Source organism: Quadrisphaera sp. DVD1 (assembly GCF_058932755.1).
In genome coordinates this window covers 1-20,348 of the sequence record NZ_JBZYWI010000050.1, presented here as the reverse complement: position 1 = coordinate 20,348, position 20,348 = coordinate 1, and the positions used below count along the sequence as shown (strand labels likewise).

Here is a 20,348-nt window from a genome sequence, read left to right as displayed (position 1 = left end):
GTCCGCGAGCAGGACGGCGACGGGGGCGCCGGAGCCGCCCGCGGCGGCGACGCCGTCGGCCACGGCCGCGAGCAGGCCCGCACCCGGACGCCGCTCGGGCACCACCACCGCGCCGAGCGCCGCGGTCAGGGCCGCCGCCTCCGGGTCGGCGGTGACCACCCAGGCGCGCCCCACCCGGGAGGCGCCGAGGACGGCGTCCAGGCAGTCCAGCGCGAGGGCGAGCGCGAGGCCCGGCACCTCCCCGGTCAGCGGCTCCAGCCGGCTCTTGGCCCGCGGCCCGCCCTTGACCGGCAGGACCACCTGCCACGGCGTCCCGCGGGGCGTCCCGGAGGGCGCGGGAGGGACCGGGAGCACCGCTCGATCCTGCCAGGCGTCAGGAGCGCTCGGTGCAGCCGCTAGCCTGACCGACCGTGGTGCTCCAGCGCGGGATCGGCCTGACGTTCAACACCGCAGCGCTGGTGCTCCGACCGCCGCTGCGGCTGCTGTCGTCCCGTCGCTGGCGCGGCGCCGAGCGGCTGCCCCGCTCCGGCGGGTTCGTCGTGGCGGCCAACCACGTCTCCTGGGCCGACCCGGTGACCCTCGGGGACTTCCTCGTGGCCCAGGGCCTGCAGCCGCGGATCCTCGCCAAGCAGGCGCTGTTCGAGGTCCCGGTGCTCAAGCAGGTGCTGCACGGGATCGGTGCGGTGCCGGTGCTGCGCGGGTCCGCCGACGCCGGCCGCGCGCTGGCCGCGGCGCAGGACGCCGTCCGCGCGGGGGAGTGCGTGGTCATCTACCCCGACGGCACCCTGACCAAGGACCCCGAGGGCTGGCCCATGGTGGGCAAGACCGGTGCGGCCCGGGTGGCGCTGACCACCGGCGTCCCGGTGGTCCCGGTCGCCAGCTGGGGGGCCCACCTCCTGCTCCCGCGCACGGGGCGCCCGCGCCTGTGGCCCCGGCCGCGGATGGAGGTGCTGGTCGGCGACCCGGTCGACCTGTCGCCCTGGGAGGGCCGGCCGCTGACCGCCGAGGTGCTGCGCCAGGCCACCGACGCCGTCGTGGACGCCGTCGCGGCCCTGCTGGCCGAGCTGCGCGGCGTCCCCGCGCCGCCGCGCTGGGACCCGCGCACGGGCGCGCGCCAGGCCCTGCCCGAGCCCCGCGGCGAGCAGCCGTGAGCGGCCGCCGGATCGCCGTCCTCGGGGCGGGCAGCTGGGGCACCACGTTCGCCCAGGTGCTGCTGGACGCCGACCCCGAGGCGCGCGTCGCGCTGTGGGCCCGCCGGCCCGAGGTGGCGCGCGAGGTCACCGAGGACCACGCGAACTCCGCCTACCTGCCCGGCGTGCGCCTGCCCGACGCCCTGGAGGCGAGCGCCGACGCCGCTGCGGTGCTCGAGGGCGCCGAGGTCGTCGTCCTCGCCGTCCCGGTGCAGCAGCTGCGCGCGACCCTGGAGGCGCACTCCGCGGCGCTGCCGCCCGACGCCACGTTCGTCAGCCTGCTCAAGGGGCTGGAGGCCGGCTCCCACCTGCGGGTCAGCCAGCTCGTCGAGCAGGCGCTGGGGCCGGTGCCGATGGCCGTGGTCTCGGGCCCGAACCTGGCGCGCGAGATCGCCGAGCGCCGGCCCACCGCGACCGTCGTGGCCGCCCGCGACGACGAGGTGGCCAACCGCATCGCCGCCGCGTGCGCGACGTCGTACTTCCGCCCCTTCACCTCGCACGACGTCATCGGCGTCGAGCTCGCCGGGGCGGTGAAGAACCTGCTGGCGGTCGCCGTGGGGCTGGCCGAGGGGCTGGCGCTGGGCGACAACGCCAAGGCGTCCGTGGTGGCGCTCGGCCTGGCCGAGACGGCCCGGCTCGTCAGCGCCATGGGCGGCTCCGCCACCACGGTCGCCGGGCTGGCCGGCGCCGGCGACGCCTACGCCACCTGCGCCTCCAGCCTCTCGCGCAACCACCGCCTGGGCGCCGGGCTGAGCCAGGGCAGGCCGCTGCAGGAGGTCCTGGACCACCTGGGAGGCACCGCCGAGGCCGTGGCGACGTCGCTGTCGGTCTCCGAGCTCGCGGCCAGCGTCGGGGTGCAGATGGCGATCGTCGAGCAGGTCACCGCGGTGCTGCACGCGGGCCGGCACCCGCACGAGGCGGCCGGCGTGCTGCTCTCCCAGCCGCTGCGCCGCGAGTTCGCCTGAGGGCCCGAACCGGTTCGGCAGAGGTCTTCCCACGCGTCGCGCGCCGGGAGTAGCGTCCCCGCGAGATCGCCGGGCAGCGGAGCCCGGCGACGCTCACCGACGAAGGAGTCGATGTGCGCAGACGCGTCCTCAGCGCGGCCCTGGTGTGCGCCACCCTCATCGCCACGGCGGGCTGCGGCTCGGACGGGGGCTCCGGCGGCGGGGGAGGTGACGGCGAGAGCATCACCTACTGGGCCAGCAACCAGGGCACCAGCCTCCAGAACGACGTCGACGTCCTGACCCCGGAGCTGGAGAAGTTCACCGAGCAGACCGGCATCGAGGTCGAGCTCGAGGTGATCCCGTGGGACAGCCTGCTCAACCGGATCCTCGCGGCCACCACGTCCGGCGAGGCGCCCGACGTGCTCAACATCGGCAACACCTGGTCGGCCTCGCTGCAGGCCACCGGGGCGTTCCTGCCCTTCGACGACGAGGCGTTCGAGGCCATCGGCGGCGAGGACAAGTTCCTCGAGACTTCCCTGAGCTCGACCGGCGCGGAGGGCGAGACCCCGACGTCGGTGCCCGTCTACGGGCTCGCGTACGCGATGTTCTACAACAAGCAGGTCTTCGCCGACGCCGGGATCACCGAGCCGCCCACGACGTGGCAGGGCGTGCTGGACGCCGGCAAGCAGATCACCGACCCCGCCGCCGACGTCTGGGGCATGACGGTCGCCGGCTCGAGCTACACCGAGAACGCGCACTTCGCCTTCATCTTCGGCAAGCAGCACGGCGCCGACTTCATCGACGAGCAGGGCGAGGCGAACTTCACCACGCCCGAGGCCATCGCCGCGATCAAGCAGTACACCGACCTCATGGCCACCGAGGGGATCGTCAACCCGAGCGCCGCGCAGAACGCCACGACCAACGAGGCGGTGGCCGACTTCACCTCGGGCAAGGCCGGGATGATCATGGCGCAGAACAACACCGAGGCGTCGCTGGCGTCCAACGGGATGGCGCCGGAGGACTACGGCGTCATCCCGATCCCCTTCCCGGAGCCGATGCCGGCCGGCGGCGAGCGCGTCAACAGCCACGTCGCGGGCATCAACATGTCGGTCTTCGCCGACGGCAACACCGAGGCCGGCCTGCAGCTCGTCGAGTTCATGACCAGCCCCGAGGAGCAGGTCATCCTCAACAAGGCCTTCGGGTCGCTGCCGGTGGTCGCCGAGGCCCAGGAGGACGAGGCGTTCCAGACGCCCAACCTCGAGGTCTACAACCAGGTGCTGGCCGAGACGGCCGCGGCGCTGCCCATGATCCCGAACGAGAGCCAGTTCGAGACGACGGTCGGCCAGGCGATGAACGACCTCTTCGCCCGCGCGGCGACCGGCCAGCCGGTGACCGAGGCGGAGATCGGCGACGCCATGGAGAGCGCCCAGCAGCAGATGGCCAGCGGGAGCTGACACCCCATGGCGGTCACAGCCCACTCCGGGCCGTCCGCGCCGAGCGCCGCCGGCTCCGGGGCCCCGCAGCAGCGGGACCCCGGGGCCGACCGGCGCCCGCGCCGGCCCCTCGGCCTGCGGGCCCTGCCCTACCTGCTCGTCCTCCCCGCGGTGGTCTTCGAGCTGCTCGTCCACGTGATCCCGATGCTCGCCGGGGTCTACATGTCCACCCTCGAGCTCACCCAGTTCTTCCTGAGGCGGTGGCTCGAGGCGCCCAGCGCGGGGCTGCAGAACTACCGCGTCGCCGTCGACGTCGACGGCGCCGTGGGGGAGGCGCTCCTGCGCTCCTTCGGGGTGACCGTGGCGTTCGCGCTGGCCAGCGTGGCGCTGTCCTGGTCGCTGGGGATGCTCGGCGCGGTCCTGCTGCAGCGCTCCTTCCGCGGCAGGGGCCTGCTGCGGACCCTGTTCCTCGTGCCCTACGCGCTGCCCGTCTACGCCGGCGTGATCACCTGGAAGTTCATGCTCGACCGCGACACGGGCATGGTGAACACGCTGCTGGACCAGCTCGGGGTCACCGACGGGACGACGTTCTGGCTGATCGGCAACAACGCCTTCGCGAGCATCGTGGCGGTCTCGGTCTGGCGCCTGTGGCCGTTCGCGTTCCTCGCCCTCATGGCCGGCCTGCAGTCCATCCCCGACCAGATCTACGAGGCGGCGGCCGTGGACGGCGCGGGGCCCTGGCAGCAGTTCCGGCACTTCACGCTGCCGATGCTGCACCCGGTGAACCTCGTCCTGGTGCTCGTGCTCTTCCTGTGGACGTTCAACGACTTCAACGTCCCGTACATCCTCTTCTCCCAGTCGGTGCCGCCCTCGGCGGACCTGCTGGCCATCCACATCTACGACGCCTCGTTCCTCACCTGGAACTTCGGCCTCGGCTCGGCGATGTCCGTGCTGCTCCTGCTGTTCCTGCTCGTGGTGACGTCCGTGTACCTGCTCGTGAACCGGAGGGCTGACCGTGCATGAGAGCCGGGGGTTCAAGGTCTTCCGCGTGGTGGGGCTGACCGGCCTCGCGCTCTTCACCGTGGCGCCCATCTACGTCATGGTGGTCAGCTCGCTCAAGCCCCTGGGCGACGTCCAGGGGCAGTTCACCTGGTTCCCCAGCACGCTCACGCTGGAGCCGTTCGTCGACATCTGGTCGACGATCCCGCTGGGGCAGTACTTCCTCAACAGCGCCATCGTGGCGGTGTGCGCCACCGTCGCCTCGGTGGCCCTGGCGATCTTCGCCGCCTACGCGATCAGCCGGTACCGGTTCCGGGGCCGCGAGCCGTTCCGGATCACCGTGCTCTCGACCCAGATGTTCCCGGGCATCCTCTTCCTGCTGCCGCTGTACCTGATCCTCGTGCAGATCGGCCAGCTCATCGACTACCCGCTCCAGGGCAGCCGCATCGGGCTGATCATCACGTACCTGACCTTCTCGATGCCGTTCGCCATCTGGATGCTCGTCGGGTACCTCGACTCGATCCCGCGCGAGCTCGACGAGGCCGCCCACGTCGACGGCGCCGGCCCGATGAGCACCCTGTTCCGGATCATCCTGCCGAGCGCGGCGCCGGGCATCGCGGCGGTGTCGATCTACTCGTTCATGACCGCGTGGGGCGAGACGCTGTTCGCCTCGGTCATGACGACGTCGGACACCCGCACCCTCGCGATCGGGCTGCGGGAGTACTCCACCCAGATCAACGTCTACTGGAACGAGGTGATGGCGGCCTCGATCGTCGTGAGCGTGCCCGTCGTCGTGGGCTTCCTGCTCCTGCAGCGCTACCTCGTCGCCGGGCTCACCGCGGGTGCCGTGAAGTGACGTCGAGGGCCTGGGTGAGGTCGGCCCAGAGGTCCTCGACGTCCTCGACCCCCACCGACAGGCGCACGAGGGACTCCGGGGTGACCGCCGGCTCGTTGGCGTGGCGGCGGCGGCGCTCCAGGGTCGACTCGACCCCGCCCAGGCTCGTGGCCGGCGTCCACAGGCGCGTGGCGCCCTGCAGGGCGTCGGCCGCGGCCGCGCCGCCGGGCAGCTCGATCGAGATGATCGAGCCGTAGCCGCTCATCTGCGCGCTGGCCAGGGCGTGCCCCGGGTCGTCGGGCAGGGAGGGGTGGCGCACCCGTGAGCAGGCGGGGTGCTCGGCCAGGCGCTGCGCCAGGACGAGCGCGCTGGCCTGCGAGCGCTCGACCCGCAGGTGCAGGGTGCGCAGGCCGCGCAGCGCCAGCCAGGCCTCGAACGGGCCCGGGATCGCCCCGTGCAGCGTCCGGTGGCGGTGCAGGGTGCCCAGCAGGTCGGGGTCGGCGGTGGCGACCGCGCCGAGCAGCACGTCGGAGTGGCCGGAGAGGTACTTCGTCACCGAGTGCACGACGACGTCGGCGCCGAGGACGAGCGGGCGCTGCACGAGCGGGGTGGCGAAGGTGTTGTCGACGACGACCAGCGCCCCGGCCGCGCGCCCGGCCGCGCTCAGCGCCCGCAGGTCGGCGACCTCCAGCAGCGGGTTGGTGGGCGACTCCAGCCACAGCAGGTCCGCGCCGTCGAGGGCCGCGGTGACCGCGGCGACGTCCGTGACGTCCACGTAGCGCCGGCGCAGGCGGCCCGAGGCCTCGTGCTCGTCGAGCAGCGCCAGGGTGGTGTTGTACGAGCCGGCGGGCGCGACGACGAGCCCGCCGACCGGCGTCAGCTCGACCACCGCCGAGACCGCGGCCATCCCGGAGGCGAAGACCCGCGCCGGGGCGCCCTCGAGCGCGCCGAGGGCCTCCTCCAGCGCCTCCCACGTGGGGTTGGCGAAGCGCGCGTAGCCGCGGGCGCCCGGCTCGGTCGAGGCGACGTAGGTGGAGGTGAGCACGAGGTCGGGGTTCAGCGGGGCGTCCGGCACCCTGGCGGGGCGTCCGGCGACCACCGCGAGGGTGGAGGGGGCCAGCGGGCGGCCGGGGCTGTCGGGGGTCGAGGCGTCCACCCGCGCGAGGCTAGTCGGGAGCGGGGGCCCGGCCCGGCTAGGGTCGCCCGCCATGAGCGCTGCCACTCCCCGGCCCCGGGTCGCCGTCGTCTTCGGAGGCCGATCGGGCGAGCACGCCATCAGCTGCGCCACCGCGGCCGGCGTGCTCGGCGCCCTCGACCGCGAGGTCTGGGACGTCGTCCCGGTCGGCGTCACGCCCAGCGGGCGCTGGGTGCTGGCCTCCGACGACCCCGACCGCTGGCGGATCACCGACGGGCGCCTGCCCGAGGTGGGCGCCGACGAGGGCCCGCAGGTGCTCGTGCCCACCGACACCGACGCGCGCGACCTGCTCGTCCTCGAGCCCGGTGAGGTGCCCCGGGTGCTCGGCGCCGTCGACGTCGTCCTGCCGCTGCTGCACGGCCCGTACGGCGAGGACGGCACGCTGCAGGGCCTGCTCGAGCTCGGCGACGTCCGCTACGCCGGCTCCGGCGTCCTCGCCTCGGCGGTGGGGATGGACAAGCACTTCACGAAGACCGTGCTGGCCGGGGCCGGCCTGGCCGTCGGCCGCTGGGTGGCGCTGGCGGCGGGGGCCTGGGCCGCCGACCCCGAGGGCTCCCGCGCCCGGGTCGAGGCGCTCGGCTGGCCGGTGTTCGTCAAGCCCGCCCGCGCCGGCTCCAGCCTGGGGATCACCAAGGTCGACGGTCCCGAGGGCCTCGCCGACGCCGTGGCGGAGGCCGAGCGCCACGACCCCCGCGTGGTCGTCGAGGCCGCGGTCTCGGGGGCGCGGGAGATCGAGGTCGGCGTCCTCCAGCAGGTCGGCGCGGTGGGGCGCGGGACGCCGATGACCTCGGTGCCCGGCGAGGTCGTCGTCGGGGCCGGGCGCGACTTCTACGACTTCGAGGCCAAGTACCTCGACGCCGACGCCGTCGACCTGCTGTGCCCGGCGCCGCTGGACGACGAGCAGGTGGCGCGCGTGCAGGCGCTCGCGGTCGCGGCCTTCGAGGCGCTCGGCGCCGAGGGCCTGGCCCGCGTCGACCTCTTCCTCACCGACGACGGCGAGCTCCTCGTGAACGAGGTGAACACGATGCCCGGCTTCACCCAGGCGTCGATGTTCCCGCGGCTGTGGGCGGCGTCCGGGCTGGACTACCCGGCGCTGCTCGACCACCTGCTGCGCCAGGCGGCGGCCCGGCCGGTCGGGCTGCGCTGAGCCCGACCGGCCGGGCGCCCCGCTACGGGACGAGGTACCCGGCGGCGGTGTAGAGGCGGTACCACTCGGGCCGGGTGAGGCGCAGCTCCGAGCCGGCGGCGGCCTCGCGCACGCGCTCGGGCTTCGTGGTGCCGAGCACGACCTGCAGGTCGGCGGGGTGGCGCGTGATCCACGCGGTGGCGATCCCGGTCGGTGTCACGTCGTACTTCGCGGCGAGCTCGTCGAGCACGTCGTTGAGCTCGGCGTAGTGCTCGCGGTCGCCGAGGAAGACGCCGGTGAAGAAGCCGGCCTGGAACGGCGACCACGCCTGCAGGGTGATGCCCTTCAGGCGGGAGTAGTCGAGGATGCCGCCGTCGCGGTCGACCGACTGCGCCAGCTCCTGCATGTTCGACGCCACACCGCTGGCGATGATCGGCGCGTGCGTGATGCTCAGCTGCACCTGGTCGAAGGCCAGCGGCTGCTCGACCGCGGTCTTGAGCAGCTCGATCTGGGCGGGCGTGTGGTTGGAGACGCCGAAGTGGCGCACCTTGCCGGCTGCGGAGAGCTGGTCGAACGCGGCGGCGACCTCCTCCGGCTCCACGAGGGCGTCGGGGCGGTGCAGCAGGAGCACGTCGAGGTGGTCGGTGCGCAGGGCCGCCAGCGAGGCGTCGACGGACTCGAGGATGTGCTCGGTGGAGAAGTCGAAGTAGCCGTCGCGGATGCCGACCTTCGACTGGAGCTGGACCGCCTCGCGCTCGCTCGGGCTGAAGGTGATGGCGTCGCCGAAGCGCCGCTCGCAGAGGTGGTCGCCGCCGTAGACGTCGGCGTGGTCGAACATCGTCACCCCGACCTCGCGGGCGGTGCCGACGAGGGTGCGGATCTGGTCGTCGTCGAGGTCCGTGATCCGCATGAGCCCGAGGACGACGTTGCCGGCCTCGAGGTCGGTCTGGGGGAGTCGCAGGGTCTTCATGCCTCCCATCCTGTCGAGCCGCGTCCCGGAGCGCCCACGGGGCCGAGTCCCGCCCCGGCGCGGACCTCCCCGACGAGCTCCTCGAGGACGTCCTCGAGGGCGACGACGCCGAGCACCTCGTCGTCGGCGTCGACCACCCGGGCCAGGTGGGCCCCGGACCGCTGCATCGTGCGCAGCACGACGCGCAGGGGGTCGCTGGCGGAGACGGTGGTGAGGTCGCGCAGGTAGCGCCGGGGGACCGGTGCGGCGCGCACGTCGTCGTCGGCGGTGAGGACGTCCTTGACGTGGACGTAGCCGGTGAGGACGCCGTCGGGCCGCTGCACGGGGTAGCGGGAGTACCCGGTGCGGGCGGCCACCTCCTCGACCTGCGCCACGGTGACCCCCTCGGGCAGCACGGTGAGGGCCTCCACCGGCAGCAGGACGCTGGCCGACGTGCGGTCGGCGAAGCCGAGGGCCCCCAGGGCGAGGCTCTCCTCGCCCTCCTCCAGCAGCCCCTCGCGGCGGGACTCCTCCACGAAGTCGGAGACCTCGTCGCGGGTGAAGGAGCTCGTGACCTCGTCCTTGGGCTCGACCCCGACCAGGCGCAGCACGCGGTTGGCGACCCAGCTGGTCACCACGACCACCGGGTGCAGCACCCGGGCGAAGACCACGAGCACGGGGGTGAGGACCAGCGCGGCGCGGTCGGGCCCGGCGAGCGCGAGGTTCTTGGGCACCATCTCGCCGACGACGACGTGGAGGTGGACCACGACGGCGAGGGCGATGACGAAGGCGGCGGGGTGCAGGAGCTCCTCCGGCACGCCGAGGGCGGCGAAGGGGCGCTCGAGCTGGTGGGCCACCGCCGGCTCCCCGATCGAGCCCAGCCCCAGGGAGCACAGGGTGATGCCGAGCTGGGCGGCGGCCATCATCAGGGAGACGCGCTCCATGGCGCGCAGCGTGGTGCGGGCGGCGCGGCTGCCGGCGGCCGCCCGGGGCTCGATCGCCGAGCGGCGCGCGGAGATCAGCGCGAACTCGGCCCCGACGAAGAAGGCGTTGAGCAGCAGCAGGACGACGGCCAGGGCGATGGCCACGGCGTCGCTCACGAGGGGCCCTCCTGCGCGGAGGAGGGACGGGCCGGCTGGTCGCGCAGGAGCGTCGCGCGCAGCGTGGCCACGCGCAGCCCGTCCACCGCGTCGACCCTGAGGGCGACCGCCCGCACCGGCGGCGCGGCCGGGGCGTCGTCCTCGCGCCCGGGCACCGGCGCCCGGACGTCGACCTCCACGGCGTCCCCGACGCCGGGCACGCGCCCGAGGTGCTCGGTGACCAGGCCCGCGATGGTCTCGTAGTCCCCGCCCTCGGGCAGGGTCACGCCGAGGTGCCTGCTGGCCTCGTCGGGCCGCAGCAGCCCGGAGAGCAGCCAGTCCCCTCCGGGGACCCGGCGGGCCGACGGCGCCTCGACGTCGTGCTCGTCGACGACCTCGCCCACGATCTCCTCGATGAGGTCCTCCAGCGTGGCCACGCCGGCGACCCCGCCGAACTCGTCGACGACCACGGCCAGCTGCAGCGCGCTGGCCTTCAGGCGGTCGAGCAGCGCGTCCAGGTGCAGCGTCTCGGGCACGAGGAGCGGGGCCTCGGCGACGTCCGCGAGCCTCACCGAGGAGCGCTGCGCGGGCGGCGTCAGGAGGACCCGGCGGGCGTGGACGACGCCGACCAGCTCGTCGATGCCGCCGGCGATGACGGGGAAGCGGGAGCGCCCGGTGGCGTGCACGGCGTGGAGGAGGTCCACCAGCGTGTCGTCGGCGTGCAGGGCGTGGACCCGCACGCGGGGGGTCATCACGTCCTGGGCCCGCCGGTCGGCGAAGGCGAGCGAGCGCTGGACGAGCACCGCCGTCTCCGACTCCAGGGTGCCCTGCTCGGCGGACCGCCGGACCAGGGACAGCAGCTCGTCGGCCGAGCGGGCGGAGGCCAGCTCCTCCTGCGGCTCGACTCCGAAGAGCCCGCGCAGCAGGGCGTCCGCCGTCCCGTTCAGCGCGCGGATCGGCAGGGCCATGACCCGGGTGAACCCCCGCTGGAACCCCTGGACGGCGTTCGCGGTGCGCAGCGGCAGGGCGATGGCGAGGTTCTTCGGCACCAGCTCGCCGAAGACCATCGTCAGGAGGGTGGAGAGCGCCAGGGCGAGGGCGATCGAGACCGCGGTGGCGCCCCCGGAGGGCAGCCCGGCCGCCTCCAGCGGGCCGTGCAGCAGGCGCCCGATCGCCGGCTCGGCCAGGAAGCCGATCGCGAGGTTGGTGGCGGTGATGCCCACCTGGGCCCCGGACAGCTGCGTCGAGAGGTGCTCCAGCGCCCTCTGGGTCCCGCGGGCGCGGCGGTCCCCGCCCTCGGCGGCGCGGGTGACGGCGGCGCGGTCCACCGTGAGGAAGGCGAACTCCGCAGCGACGAAGACCCCGCACGCCGCGACGAGCACGAGCGCGGCCAGGAGCAGCAGCACCTCGGTCATGGCGCGCTCCGCCCCTCCCGCGGCGCGGGGCCGCGGTCAGCGGGGCGCTCGGACCGGTGGTCCACAGGACCGTCCGGTGGGTCGTCGCACAAGGCGGCGGTCAGCTCCTCGGTTCGCGGCGCGGCGGAGCGGAGGACTCTAGCGGCAGGACCTGGGTCCCGGCAGCGCTCAGGTGCAGGCGCGCTGCTGCTCGACGGTGGCGACGGCCTCGGCCACGTCCAGCGGTGCGGTGGCGGTGACCTCGGCGACGTCGGGCATCGACAGCTCGACCGCGGGCACCCGCCCGTAGGTCGTCCAGACCACCCGCCCGTCCTGCGGCGGGGAGACGACCCAGTCGACGGAGGTGCCGTCAGGGGCCTCGACGACCTGGCACGGGTCGGACGTCGGCCCGGCGACCTCGACCCCGCAGCGCAGGACGACGGGCGGCTCGCCCCAGGCGGCGCTGCCCTGGGAGGTGGTGTCGCGGCGCTCGCCGCCGGCGACCTGGTCGGGCAGGGCCTGGAAGACCGCGGCGCAGACCGGGTCGGCCCCCTCGGGCGCCGGGTCGACCTGGACCGCGGAGGAGCAGCCGGCCAGGGCGCCGAGCACGGCGCCGGTCACCAGCAGGGTGCGCAGGCGGGAGGCCGGGCGGGTCACTCGCCCATGATCGCGCAGGTGACCGTGCGGGTGATGCCCGGGACCCCGGAGATGGCCTTCATGACGAGCGACCCCAGCTCGTCGACGCCCACGGCGCTCACCCGCACGACGACGTCGTAGGGGCCGGCCACGCTCTCCGACAGCAGCACCCCGTCGAGCCGGGCCACCGCCCGGGCGACCTCCGCGGCCCGCCCCACCTCGGTCTGCACCAGCACGTAGGCCTCGACCATCGCCCGCTCCTCGTCGCTCCATCGCGCAGCAGCACCCCCGCCACCGCGGGCCGGCGGCGCCGGGGCGGTGGGATCGCGTCACGCTACCGTGCGCGCGTGCCCTCCGACCCCTCCGCGAGCCGGCCGATCGGCGCGCTGGGCGAGGCCGGGCTGCTGGCGCGCCTGCTGCCGCGGATGCCCGCGGGCCCGGCGGCCCTGCTCGGTCCCGGTGACGACGCCGCCGTGGTGGCGGCTCCCGACGGCCGCGTCGTGGCCACCGCCGACCTGCTCGTGGAGGGCCGCGACTTCCGCCGCGACTGGTCCAGCGCGGCCGACGTCGGGTGGAAGGCCGCCGTGCAGAACCTCGCCGACGTGGCGGCGATGGGGGCGGTGCCCACCGGGCTCCTCGTCTCCCTCGCCGCCCCGGAGGACCTCCCGGTCGCCTGGCTGGAGGGCCTGGCCGACGGGCTCGCGGCCTGCTGCGCCGCAGCGGGCACCGGTGTCGTCGGCGGCGACCTGTCCGGGGCCCGGGAGGTCGTCGTGGCCGTCACCGCGCTCGGCGACCTGCAGGGCCGCGCCCCGGTGCGCCGCGACGGCGCCCGGCCCGGGGACGTCGTCGCCCTCGCCGGGGTGGTGGGCCCCTCCGCCGCGGGCCTGGAGCTGCTGCTGGCCGGCCGCCCCGAGGTGGCCCCGGACCTCGTCGCCGCGCACCGGCGTCCGGACCCGCCGCTCGCGGCCGGCCGCGCCGCGGCGCTCGCCGGGGCCACGGCGATGATGGACGTCAGCGACGGCCTGGGCGCGGACCTCGGCCGGCTCGCGGCGGCGTCCGGGGTGCACGTCGACGTCGACGACACCGCCCGCGCGGCGCTGCGCGAGGCGCTGCTGCCCGCGGCGCAGGCGCTGGTGGGGGAGGAGCGCTCCTGGGACCTCGCGTCGCGCTGGGTGCTCTCCGGCGGCGAGGACCACGCCCTGGTGGCGTGCTTCCCGCCGGGCGCCGTCCTGCCCGAGCCGTTCGTGCGGATCGGGGACGTGCTGCCGGTGCGCGACGGCTGGCCGGCCGTGACCGTCAACGGGATCGAGGACGAGCAGCTCGGCGGCTGGGACCACTTCGCCTGACGCCGGCCGCGCCGCGCACCCGGGGCCGGACGCAGCAGCGCCCGCCGGGCCGGAGCCGGGCGGGCGCTGCAGGTGGTGCTGGGGTCTGCTGCGATCAGCGGGTGACCTTGCCGGCCTTCAGGCAGGAGGTGCACACGTTCACGCGCTTGGGGGTCACGCCGTTGACCATCGTCCGCACCCGCTGGATGTTCGGGTCGAAGCGGCGCTTGGTGCGCCGGTGGGAGTGCGAGATGTTGTGGCCGAACCCCGGCCCCTTGCCGCAGACGTCGCAGGTGGCAGCCACAGTGTTCTCCAGTGCTCTCGGGGCGTGCAGGAGCCCGGTGCACACCGGGCGGTCACCCCACGATAGCCGAGGCGCGGGCCCGCGGTGAACTCCGGCACTCGCGCGCGCGGTCCGTCGGTGGCGGCTGGCAGGCTCGGGGGCGTGTCCCGCCTGCACGTGCCGCTGCGCTCCGAGCTCGGAGCGCGCACCGCCACGGCCCTGGAGAAGCACCTGGGGATGCGCACGGTGGGCGACCTCCTGCGCCACTACCCGCGCCGCTGGGCCCCGCGCGGCGAGCTGACCGCCCTGTCCGAGCTGCGCGAGGGCGACCTCGCCACGGTGGTCGCCGAGGTCTCCCGCTGCACCGCCCGGCCGATGCGCCAGCGCCGCGGCCAGCTGCTGGAGGCCGTGGCCACGGACGGCGTCGGCTCGGTGCGGGTGACCTTCTTCCTCGCCCACGCCGGGCAGGTCAAGCACGTCCAGGGCCAGCTCTCCCCGGGGCGACGGGTGATGTTCGCCGGCAAGGTCGAGCGGTACGGGGGCGATCTCCAGCTCGTCCAGCCGCAGTTCGAGCTGCTCGACGAGGGCTTCACCGAGGAGGAGGCGCGGGCGCGCGCCGCCGAGCTCATCCCGATCTACCCGGCCACGGCGAAGGTGCCGTCGTGGAGCATCGCGCGGTCGGTGCGCCTCGTCCTCGACACCCTCGACGACGCCGACGCGCCCGACCCGCTGCCGCAGGAGGTCCGCGAGCGCCGGGGGCTGCCCGGCCTGGTCGAGGCGCTGCGCCTGCTGCACGCCCCGACCGACCTCGCCCAGACCCGCCGGGCGACCGAGCGCTTCAAGTACGAGGAGGCGTTCGTCCTCCAGGTGGTGCTCGCCCAGCGCCGCGTCGCGGCCTCGGCGCTGCCGGCCAGCCCCTACCCGCGCCGCGAGGGCGGGCTGCTGGCCACCTTCGACGAGCGGCTGCCGTTCACCCTCACCGCCGGCCAGCGCCAGGTGGGGGAGGAGATCGCCGACGACCTCGCCCGCACCACGCCGATGAACCGGCTGCTGCAGGGCGAGGTCGGCTCGGGCAAGACCCTCGTGGCGCTGCGGGCGATGCTCCAGGTCGTCGACGCCGGCGCCCAGGCGGCGCTGCTCGCCCCGACCGAGGTGCTGGCCGTCCAGCACCACCGCTCCCTCGTCGCCGCCCTGGGCGACCTCGCCCGCGGCGGCCAGCTCGGCGGCGACGTGCGGGGCACGCGCGTGACCCTGCTGACCGGCTCGATGTCCGCGCCGGCGCGGCGCCGCGCGCTGCTGGAGATCACCACGGGCGAGGCCGGGATCGTCGTCGGCACCCACGCGCTGATCCAGGACGCGGTGGACTTCTTCGACCTCGGCCTGGTCGTCGTCGACGAGCAGCACCGCTTCGGCGTCGAGCAGCGCGACGCCCTGCGCGCCAAGTCCGGCACCCCGCCGCACGCGCTCGTCATGACGGCGACGCCGATCCCCCGCACGGTGGCGATGACGGTCTTCGGCGACCTGGAGGTCTCCACCCTCACCGAGCTGCCGGCCGGCCGGTCGCCGATCACCACCGTCGTGGTGCCCACCCAGTGGCCCGCCTACGTCGAGCGCAGCTGGGCGCGGCTGCGCGAGGAGGTCCTGGCCGGGCGGCAGGCCTACGTCGTGTGCCCGCGGATCGGCGGGGAGCAGGGCGGCGACGGCGCGGTCGGCGCCGAGGGGGAGGCCGACGTCGGGCCCGGCGGCGAGCCGGGCACGGAGCGCCAGCGGCCGGGCCTGGCGGCCGTGGAGGTGCTGGAGCAGCTGAGGGAGAACCCCGCCACGGCCGACCTCCGCCTGGCCCTGCTCCACGGCCGCCTGCCCTCGGAGGAGAAGGACGCCGTCATGAGCGCCTTCGCCGCGGGGGAGGTGGACGTGCTCGTGGCGACCACGGTGGTCGAGGTGGGCGTCGACGTCCCCAACGCCACCGTCATGGTGATCATGGACGCCGACCGGTTCGGCCTCTCCCAGCTGCACCAGCTGCGCGGGCGGATCGGGCGCGGCGGCCACGCGGGCCTGTGCCTGCTCGTCACCGAGACGGCCGACGAGTCGCGCCAGACCCGGCTGCGGCAGGTCTCGGAGACCGCGGACGGCTTCGCCCTGGCCCAGCTCGACCTCGAGGGACGGCGCGAGGGCGACGTCCTCGGCGCCGCCCAGTCCGGGCGCCAGACCTCCCTGCGCCTGCTGCGGGTGACCCGCGACGAGGACGTCATCGCCCGCGCCCGCGAGGACGCCACCGCCCTCGTCGCGGACGACCCCCAGCTCGACGGCCAGCCGCTGCTGGTGGGGGAGCTGCTCGCGATGGACGCCGAGCGCCAGGCCTACCTGGAGCGCGCGTGACCCGGATCATCGGCGGCAGCGCCGGCGGGCGGACGCTGGTCGTGCCCCGGGGCACCGCCACCCGGCCCACCTCCGACCGGGTGCGCGAGGCGCTGTTCTCCCGCCTGGAGCACACGGCCGACCTCGACGGCGCGCGCGTGCTCGACCTCTACGCCGGCTCGGGCGCCCTCGGCCTCGAGGCGGCCAGCCGCGGGGCCTCGCACGTGCTGCTCGTCGACTCCTCCTCCGCGGCGGTCGCGGCGATCCGCCGCAACGCCACCGCCCTGGCCCTGCCCGGCGTCGTCGTGCGCCCGGGCGCGGTGGGCGCGGCGCTCGCGGGCGAGCCCGACGCGCCCTACGACGTCGTGCTGCTCGACCCGCCGTACGACCTGCCCGAGGACTCCCTCGCCACCGCCCTGGAGCGCCTCGTGGCCGGGCGCTGGCTGGCCCCGGAGGCGGTCGTGGTCGTCGAGCGCAGCGCCCGCGGCTCCGAACCGGCCTGGCCGCCGGGCCTGGAGCGCTTCGGGGAGCGCCGCTACGGCGAGACGGTGCTCTGGTTCGCCGAGCCCGCGCCCGAGCCGGTCTAGGGTCGCGCCGTGCGCCGCTGCGTCTGCCCCGGATCCTTCGACCCCGTGACCGCCGGGCACCTCGACGTCATCACCCGGGCCGCGGCCCTCTTCGACGAGGTGGTCGTGGCCGTGGTGACCAACCCCGCCAAGGCTCCCGCCTTCGACGTCGCCGAGCGGGTCGTCATGCTCGGCGAGGCCCTCGCCGGCCACCCCGACCGCGAGCGGGTGCGGGTCGAGGCCGCCCCCCGCGGGCTGCTGGCCGACTACTGCCGCCAGGTGGGTGCCGTGGCCGTCGTCAAGGGCGTGCGCGGGCCCACCGACGTCGACCACGAGGCGCCCATGGCCGCGATGAACCGGCACCTCAGCGGGCTCGAGACGGTGCTCCTGCCGGCCGACCCGCGCTGGGCCCACGTGTCCTCCTCCCTGGTCAAGGAGGTCGCGGGCCTCGGTGGCGACGTCCGCGGCCTGGTGCCCGACGGCGTCCTGGCCCACCTCGCCCACCTCGCAGCGCGCCGCTGAGCGAGGACGATGGGGCGGTGCGCCTCCTCCTCGTCCGCCACGGCCAGACCTCCTCGAACGTCCGGCACCTGCTCGACACGCGCGTGCCCGGGCCGCCCCTGACCGACCTGGGCCGCGAGCAGGCCCTCGCCCTCGTGGAGCGGCTGTCCGGCGAGGGGGTCGGCTGCGTCGTCGCCTCCTCCCAGCGCCGCGCGCAGGAGACGGCGTCCCCGCTGGCGCGCGCCCTGGGGCTGCCCGTGCACGTGCGCGACGGCCTGCGCGAGGTCGCGGCCGGCGACCTCGAGATGCTCGGCGACGAGGGCTCCGTGCGGGCCTACCTCGAGGTCGTCGGGGCGTGGGCGGCCGGCGACCTCGACCGGCGCGTGCCCGGCGGCGAGGACGGGCACGCGTTCGCGGCCCGCTACGACGCGGCCGTCGCCGAGGCGGTCGACCTCGCTCGCGAGGCGGACGCCCGGGCGCTCGTCGTCGTCAGCCACGGCGCGGCCGTGCGGGCCTGGGCCGGCCTGCGGGCGGCCGGCCTCACCGCGGGCTTCGTCGTCGGGACCGGCCTGCTCAACACCGGCGTGGTCGTGCTGGAGGGCGACCCGGCGTCCGGGTGGGTCGCCCGGTCGTGGATGGGGGCGGCGGTGGAGCCCCGCACCACGGCCGCGGCCGGGGCCGGCCCGGCGGGGGAGCCGGCGCCGGGCTCGGTCTTCTGAGCGGCGCGGGACCGGGTACTCTGTCCAGTCGGCCCTGTCGCACTGCGTCGGGCCGAGGTCGCGCGGCCCCGCACCCGGGGCTGCCGGCGCCGCACCGCGACGTGAGGAACCATGAAGCAGCTCGACCTCCGCTCCCCGTTCGTCCTGGACACCCGTGACCTCGGACGAGCGCCGGGAGCCTCGCAGCGCCTCACGCGCACGGTGCCGGCTCCGGCCGACCTCGGCACCGAGGTGGTCGGCGTGCCCGAAGGCTCCGACCTCCAGCTCGAGCTGCTGCTGGAGTCGGTGATGGAGGGCGTCCTCGTGTCCGGCACGGTGCGAGGACGGACCGCTGGGGAGTGCGTGCGCTGCCTGGACGCCGTCGACCGCGAGCTCGACGTGCGCTTCCAGGAGCTGTTCGCCTTCCCCGGCAAGTCCTCCGCGGAGGACGAGGACGTGCACGAGCTGTCCGGGGACCACCTGGACCTCGAGCCCGTCCTGCGGGACGCAGTGGTGCCCTCGCTGCCGTTCCAGCCGGTGTGCCGAGACGACTGCCCGGGTCTGTGCTCCGAGTGCGGAGTGCACCTGGCGGACGACCCGGGCCACCAGCACGAGGACGTCGACCCCCGCTGGGCGGCGTTGCGCGACCTGACCGAGATCCAGACCGAGACCCAGAACGTGCGGCCCGACGGGCCCACCGACCCGAGGAGCTGACCGTGGCGGTCCCGAAGCGGAAGATGTCCCGCTCCAACACCCGGCACCGCCGTTCGCAGTGGAAGGCGCAGGCGGAGACCCTGTACACCACTGTCGAGAACGGCGCGACCACCTACGCCCGTCCCCACACCGCGCGCGTGGTGACCGGGGCCGACGGCACCCCCCTGTACCTGGAGTACAAGGGCCGCAAGGTCAAGGACCTCTGACCAAGCACTCCCGCCAGCAGCGCGGCGAGCCCTCCCGCGAGGAGGTGCGCGCCGCGCTGCTGTCGCGCCTGGGCACCCCGGTCGACGCCGACCTGCTCGACCAGGCGCTCGTCCACCGCTCCTGGGCGTACGAGAACGGCGGGGTCGCGACCAACGAGCGGCTGGAGTTCCTCGGGGACTCCGTGCTCGGGCTCGTGGTCACCGACGCCCTCTACCACCGCCACCCCGACCTGCCCGAGGGCCGGCTGGCGAAGCTGCGCGCGGCCGTGGTCAACATGCGCGCCCTCGCGGAGGTCGCCCGCGGCCTGGACCTGGGCGCGTGCGTGCGGCTCGGGCGCGGCGAGGAGGCGACCGGCGGCCGCGACAAGGCCTCGATCCTCGCCGACACGACCGAGGCCGTGATCGGCGCCGCGTACCTCTCCAGCGGCATCGACGCCGCCCGCGAGCTCGTGCTGCGCCTCGTCGGCCCCCTCCTCGACGCCTCCGCCGACCTCGGCGCCGGCCTGGACTGGAAGACCAGCCTCCAGGAGCTCGGCGCCTCCCGCGGCCTCGGCCCGGTGGCGTACGCCGTCACCGAGACCGGCCCCGACCACGCGAAGGTCTTCACCGCCACGGCGGGGTTCGCCGCCGACGGCGCGCCGACCGGGACGGGCAGCGGGCACAGCAAGAAGGAGGCCGAGCAGGCCGCCGCCGCGGACGCCTGGCGCGCGCTGAGCGCCCTGCCGGAGGCCTGAGGCCCGCGTGCCCGAGCTGCCCGAGGTCGAGGTGGTGCGCCGCGGGCTCGCCCGCTGGGCCACCGGCGCCCGGATCACCGCCGTGGAGGTGCTGCACCCGCGACCGGTGCGCCGCCACGTGGCCGGCCCGGAGGACCTGCGCGCCCGCCTGGTCGGGGCGAGCGTCACGGACGTCGTCCGCCGCGGCAAGTACCTGTGGGCGGAGCTGGACACCGGCGAAGCGCTCTCGGCCCACCTGGGGATGAGCGGGCAGCTGCTCCTGGAGCCCCCGGACGCCCCCGACGAGCGGCACCTGCGCGTGCGCCTGGGCTTCGCCCCCGACGCCCCCGGCGCCACCGCGGGCCGCGAGCTGCGCTTCGTCGACCAGCGGATGTTCGGCGGACTGGCCGTCGTCCCGCTCGAGCCGACGCCCGACGGGCTGCCCGGCGGCACCGGTGGCGCCGTCGACGAGGCCGGCACCGGGCGCCCGTCCGGGCCCTGGCTGCCGGTCGGCGTCGCCCACGTCGCCCGCGACCCGCTCGACCCGCACCTGGACGTCGCCGCGCTCGTCGAGCGCTTCCGCGCCCGGCGCACCGGGGTCAAGCGCGCCCTGCTCGACCAGGCGCTGGTCTCCGGGGTCGGCAACATCTACGCCGACGAGGCGCTGTGGCGCGCCCGGCTGCACGCGGAGCGACCGGCCTCGGGCCTGACCCGCCCCGCGGTGCGCCGGCTGCTCGACGACGTCCGCGCCGTGATGACCGAGGCCCTCGCGGCCGGCGGCACGAGCTTCGACAGCCTCTACGTCGACGTCAACGGGGCCAGCGGCTACTTCGAGCGCGGCCTGGCGGTCTACGGGCGCGAGGGCCTTCCGTGCCCGCGCTGCGGCGCGCCCGTGCGCCGCGAGCCGTTCATGAACCGCTCCTCGCACTCCTGCCCGGTGTGCCAGCCCCGACCCCGCTCGCGCGCCGGGGGCTGATCCCCGCGACCGGAGGGGCGGCGGAGGCCGCACCCTCCTAGCCTCCGGAGATGAGCGAGCACGCGCAGCGCCGGTCCGACCTGGCGTCCGCGGCGGGCCTGGCCGCCCTCCGCCTGGCCTTCGCGGTGTGGTTCACCGCCCGCCCCGACGCCCCGGCCCGCGCCCTGGGGCGCGCCCCCTCGGCCGGGCTGCGCTCCGTGGCGCGGGTGGTCGCCGCGCGGGAGCTGG

At 75.7% G+C, this 20,348-nt stretch carries 22 protein-coding genes and 1 pseudogene; 15 read left to right on the top strand and 8 right to left on the bottom strand.

What is annotated here, in order from left to right; translation table 11 throughout:
* Positions 1-354, bottom strand: a pseudogene (locus AC5FZL_RS07855) (2-phospho-L-lactate guanylyltransferase); the annotation flags it as partial.
* Between the two features lie 56 nt (positions 355-410).
* On the opposite strand from AC5FZL_RS07855, the gene AC5FZL_RS07850 reads away from it, so the two are divergent.
* The 5 genes from AC5FZL_RS07850 (at position 411) to AC5FZL_RS07830 (ending at position 5,422) form a co-directional block, all read left to right on the top strand.
* Positions 411-1,151, top strand: coding sequence for a lysophospholipid acyltransferase family protein (locus AC5FZL_RS07850; RefSeq protein WP_493618013.1), 741 nt, complete (start codon positions 411-413; stop codon positions 1,149-1,151).
* The gene (locus AC5FZL_RS07845; RefSeq protein WP_493618012.1) at positions 1,148-2,155 is read left to right on the top strand and encodes an NAD(P)H-dependent glycerol-3-phosphate dehydrogenase; all 1,008 of its coding nucleotides are present in this window, start codon (positions 1,148-1,150) and stop codon (positions 2,153-2,155) included. The genes AC5FZL_RS07850 and AC5FZL_RS07845 overlap by 4 nt, the downstream gene beginning before the upstream one ends.
* Positions 2,156-2,268: 113 nt before the next feature.
* Entirely contained in the window at positions 2,269-3,588 is a 1,320-nt protein-coding gene (locus AC5FZL_RS07840; RefSeq protein WP_493618011.1) for an ABC transporter substrate-binding protein, read from the top strand.
* Positions 3,589-3,594: 6 nt separating this feature from the next.
* Positions 3,595-4,590: a carbohydrate ABC transporter permease gene (locus tag AC5FZL_RS07835; RefSeq protein ID WP_493618010.1), complete on the top strand. Its 996-nt coding sequence runs from the start codon at positions 3,595-3,597 to the stop codon at positions 4,588-4,590.
* Positions 4,583-5,422, top strand: coding sequence for a carbohydrate ABC transporter permease (locus tag AC5FZL_RS07830; RefSeq protein WP_493618009.1), 840 nt, complete (start codon positions 4,583-4,585; stop codon positions 5,420-5,422). The genes AC5FZL_RS07835 and AC5FZL_RS07830 overlap by 8 nt, the downstream gene beginning before the upstream one ends.
* On the opposite strand, the gene AC5FZL_RS07825 is transcribed toward AC5FZL_RS07830, so the two are convergent.
* Positions 5,400-6,557: a trans-sulfuration enzyme family protein gene (locus tag AC5FZL_RS07825; RefSeq protein ID WP_493618008.1), complete on the bottom strand. Its 1,158-nt coding sequence runs from the start codon at positions 6,555-6,557 to the stop codon at positions 5,400-5,402. The two genes, AC5FZL_RS07830 and AC5FZL_RS07825, sit on opposite strands and share 23 nt — an antisense overlap.
* Before the next feature lie 52 nt (positions 6,558-6,609).
* Here AC5FZL_RS07825 and AC5FZL_RS07820 point away from each other — a divergent pair, with 52 nt between their 5' ends.
* On the top strand, positions 6,610-7,743 hold the full coding sequence (locus AC5FZL_RS07820) for a D-alanine--D-alanine ligase family protein (RefSeq protein WP_493618007.1): 1,134 nt from the start codon (positions 6,610-6,612) through the stop codon (positions 7,741-7,743).
* A 22-nt stretch (positions 7,744-7,765) separates the two neighbouring features.
* Here the strand turns inward: AC5FZL_RS07820 and AC5FZL_RS07815 are convergent, their stop codons facing one another.
* From AC5FZL_RS07815 to AC5FZL_RS07795, 5 genes are all read right to left on the bottom strand, one after another.
* Positions 7,766-8,692: an aldo/keto reductase gene (locus AC5FZL_RS07815; protein WP_493618006.1), complete on the bottom strand. Its 927-nt coding sequence runs from the start codon at positions 8,690-8,692 to the stop codon at positions 7,766-7,768.
* Positions 8,689-9,771, bottom strand: coding sequence for a CNNM domain-containing protein (locus AC5FZL_RS07810; protein WP_493618005.1), 1,083 nt, complete (start codon positions 9,769-9,771; stop codon positions 8,689-8,691). The genes AC5FZL_RS07815 and AC5FZL_RS07810 overlap by 4 nt, the downstream gene beginning before the upstream one ends.
* Positions 9,768-11,165, bottom strand: coding sequence for a hemolysin family protein (locus tag AC5FZL_RS07805; protein ID WP_493618004.1), 1,398 nt, complete (start codon positions 11,163-11,165; stop codon positions 9,768-9,770). Before AC5FZL_RS07805 ends, AC5FZL_RS07810 begins: the two co-directional genes overlap by 4 nt.
* Positions 11,166-11,333: 168 nt before the next feature.
* Complete coding sequence (locus tag AC5FZL_RS07800; RefSeq protein WP_493618003.1) at positions 11,334-11,801, bottom strand: DUF3515 family protein; 468 nt, start codon at positions 11,799-11,801, stop codon at positions 11,334-11,336.
* Positions 11,798-12,031: an Lrp/AsnC ligand binding domain-containing protein gene (locus AC5FZL_RS07795; RefSeq protein WP_493618002.1), complete on the bottom strand. Its 234-nt coding sequence runs from the start codon at positions 12,029-12,031 to the stop codon at positions 11,798-11,800. Before AC5FZL_RS07795 ends, AC5FZL_RS07800 begins: the two co-directional genes overlap by 4 nt.
* A 96-nt stretch (positions 12,032-12,127) precedes the next feature.
* Here AC5FZL_RS07795 and AC5FZL_RS07790 point away from each other — a divergent pair, with 96 nt between their 5' ends.
* A complete protein-coding gene (locus AC5FZL_RS07790; RefSeq protein WP_493618001.1) occupies positions 12,128-13,126 on the top strand; it encodes a thiamine-phosphate kinase in 999 nt (332 codons plus the stop codon).
* A 94-nt stretch (positions 13,127-13,220) separates the two neighbouring features.
* Here the strand turns inward: AC5FZL_RS07790 and rpmB are convergent, their stop codons facing one another.
* Positions 13,221-13,409, bottom strand: a complete 189-nt coding sequence (gene rpmB / locus AC5FZL_RS07785) for a 50S ribosomal protein L28 (RefSeq protein ID WP_493618000.1) — start codon at positions 13,407-13,409, stop codon at positions 13,221-13,223.
* Between the two features lie 141 nt (positions 13,410-13,550).
* Between rpmB and recG the strand changes: the two genes are divergently transcribed.
* The 8 genes from recG (at position 13,551) to mutM (ending at position 20,120) form a co-directional block, all read left to right on the top strand.
* Positions 13,551-15,767 carry an ATP-dependent DNA helicase RecG gene (gene recG, locus AC5FZL_RS07780; RefSeq protein ID WP_493617999.1) on the top strand — a complete coding sequence of 739 codons (2,217 nt, stop codon included), beginning with the start codon at positions 13,551-13,553 and terminating at the stop codon, positions 15,765-15,767.
* Positions 15,764-16,333, top strand: coding sequence for a 16S rRNA (guanine(966)-N(2))-methyltransferase RsmD (gene rsmD, locus AC5FZL_RS07775; RefSeq protein ID WP_493617998.1), 570 nt, complete (start codon positions 15,764-15,766; stop codon positions 16,331-16,333). The genes recG and rsmD overlap by 4 nt, the downstream gene beginning before the upstream one ends.
* Before the next feature lie 9 nt (positions 16,334-16,342).
* Positions 16,343-16,834, top strand: a complete 492-nt coding sequence (gene coaD, locus AC5FZL_RS07770; RefSeq protein WP_493617997.1) for a pantetheine-phosphate adenylyltransferase — start codon at positions 16,343-16,345, stop codon at positions 16,832-16,834.
* 17 nt (positions 16,835-16,851) lie between these two features.
* Positions 16,852-17,532, top strand: a complete 681-nt coding sequence (locus tag AC5FZL_RS07765) for a histidine phosphatase family protein (RefSeq protein ID WP_493617996.1) — start codon at positions 16,852-16,854, stop codon at positions 17,530-17,532.
* A 111-nt stretch (positions 17,533-17,643) separates the two neighbouring features.
* A complete protein-coding gene (locus tag AC5FZL_RS07760; RefSeq protein WP_493617995.1) occupies positions 17,644-18,225 on the top strand; it encodes a YceD family protein in 582 nt (193 codons plus the stop codon).
* 2 nt (positions 18,226-18,227) lie between these two features.
* Positions 18,228-18,431 (top strand): 50S ribosomal protein L32, encoded by a 204-nt coding sequence (rpmF, locus tag AC5FZL_RS07755; RefSeq protein ID WP_493617994.1) that lies wholly within the window; start codon positions 18,228-18,230, stop codon positions 18,429-18,431.
* A gap of 44 nt (positions 18,432-18,475) precedes the next feature.
* Entirely contained in the window at positions 18,476-19,165 is a 690-nt protein-coding gene (rnc, locus tag AC5FZL_RS07750) for a ribonuclease III (protein ID WP_493617993.1), read from the top strand.
* A 7-nt stretch (positions 19,166-19,172) separates the two neighbouring features.
* Entirely contained in the window at positions 19,173-20,120 is a 948-nt protein-coding gene (gene mutM, locus AC5FZL_RS07745) for a bifunctional DNA-formamidopyrimidine glycosylase/DNA-(apurinic or apyrimidinic site) lyase (protein WP_493617992.1), read from the top strand.
* Positions 20,121-20,348: the final 228 nt, after the last annotated feature.

Coding starts and splice junctions, on each gene's coding strand:
- AC5FZL_RS07795 (WP_493618002.1), bottom strand. CDS start 12,031: ATGGTCGAGGCCTACGTGCTGGTGCAGACCGAGGTGGGGCGGGCCGCG.
- AC5FZL_RS07760 (WP_493617995.1), top strand. CDS start 17,644: ATGAAGCAGCTCGACCTCCGCTCCCCGTTCGTCCTGGACACCCGTGAC.
- AC5FZL_RS07820 (WP_493618007.1), top strand. CDS start 6,610: ATGAGCGCTGCCACTCCCCGGCCCCGGGTCGCCGTCGTCTTCGGAGGC.
- AC5FZL_RS07815 (WP_493618006.1), bottom strand. CDS start 8,692: ATGAAGACCCTGCGACTCCCCCAGACCGACCTCGAGGCCGGCAACGTC.
- AC5FZL_RS07805 (WP_493618004.1), bottom strand. CDS start 11,165: ATGACCGAGGTGCTGCTGCTCCTGGCCGCGCTCGTGCTCGTCGCGGCG.
- AC5FZL_RS07835 (WP_493618010.1), top strand. CDS start 3,595: ATGGCGGTCACAGCCCACTCCGGGCCGTCCGCGCCGAGCGCCGCCGGC.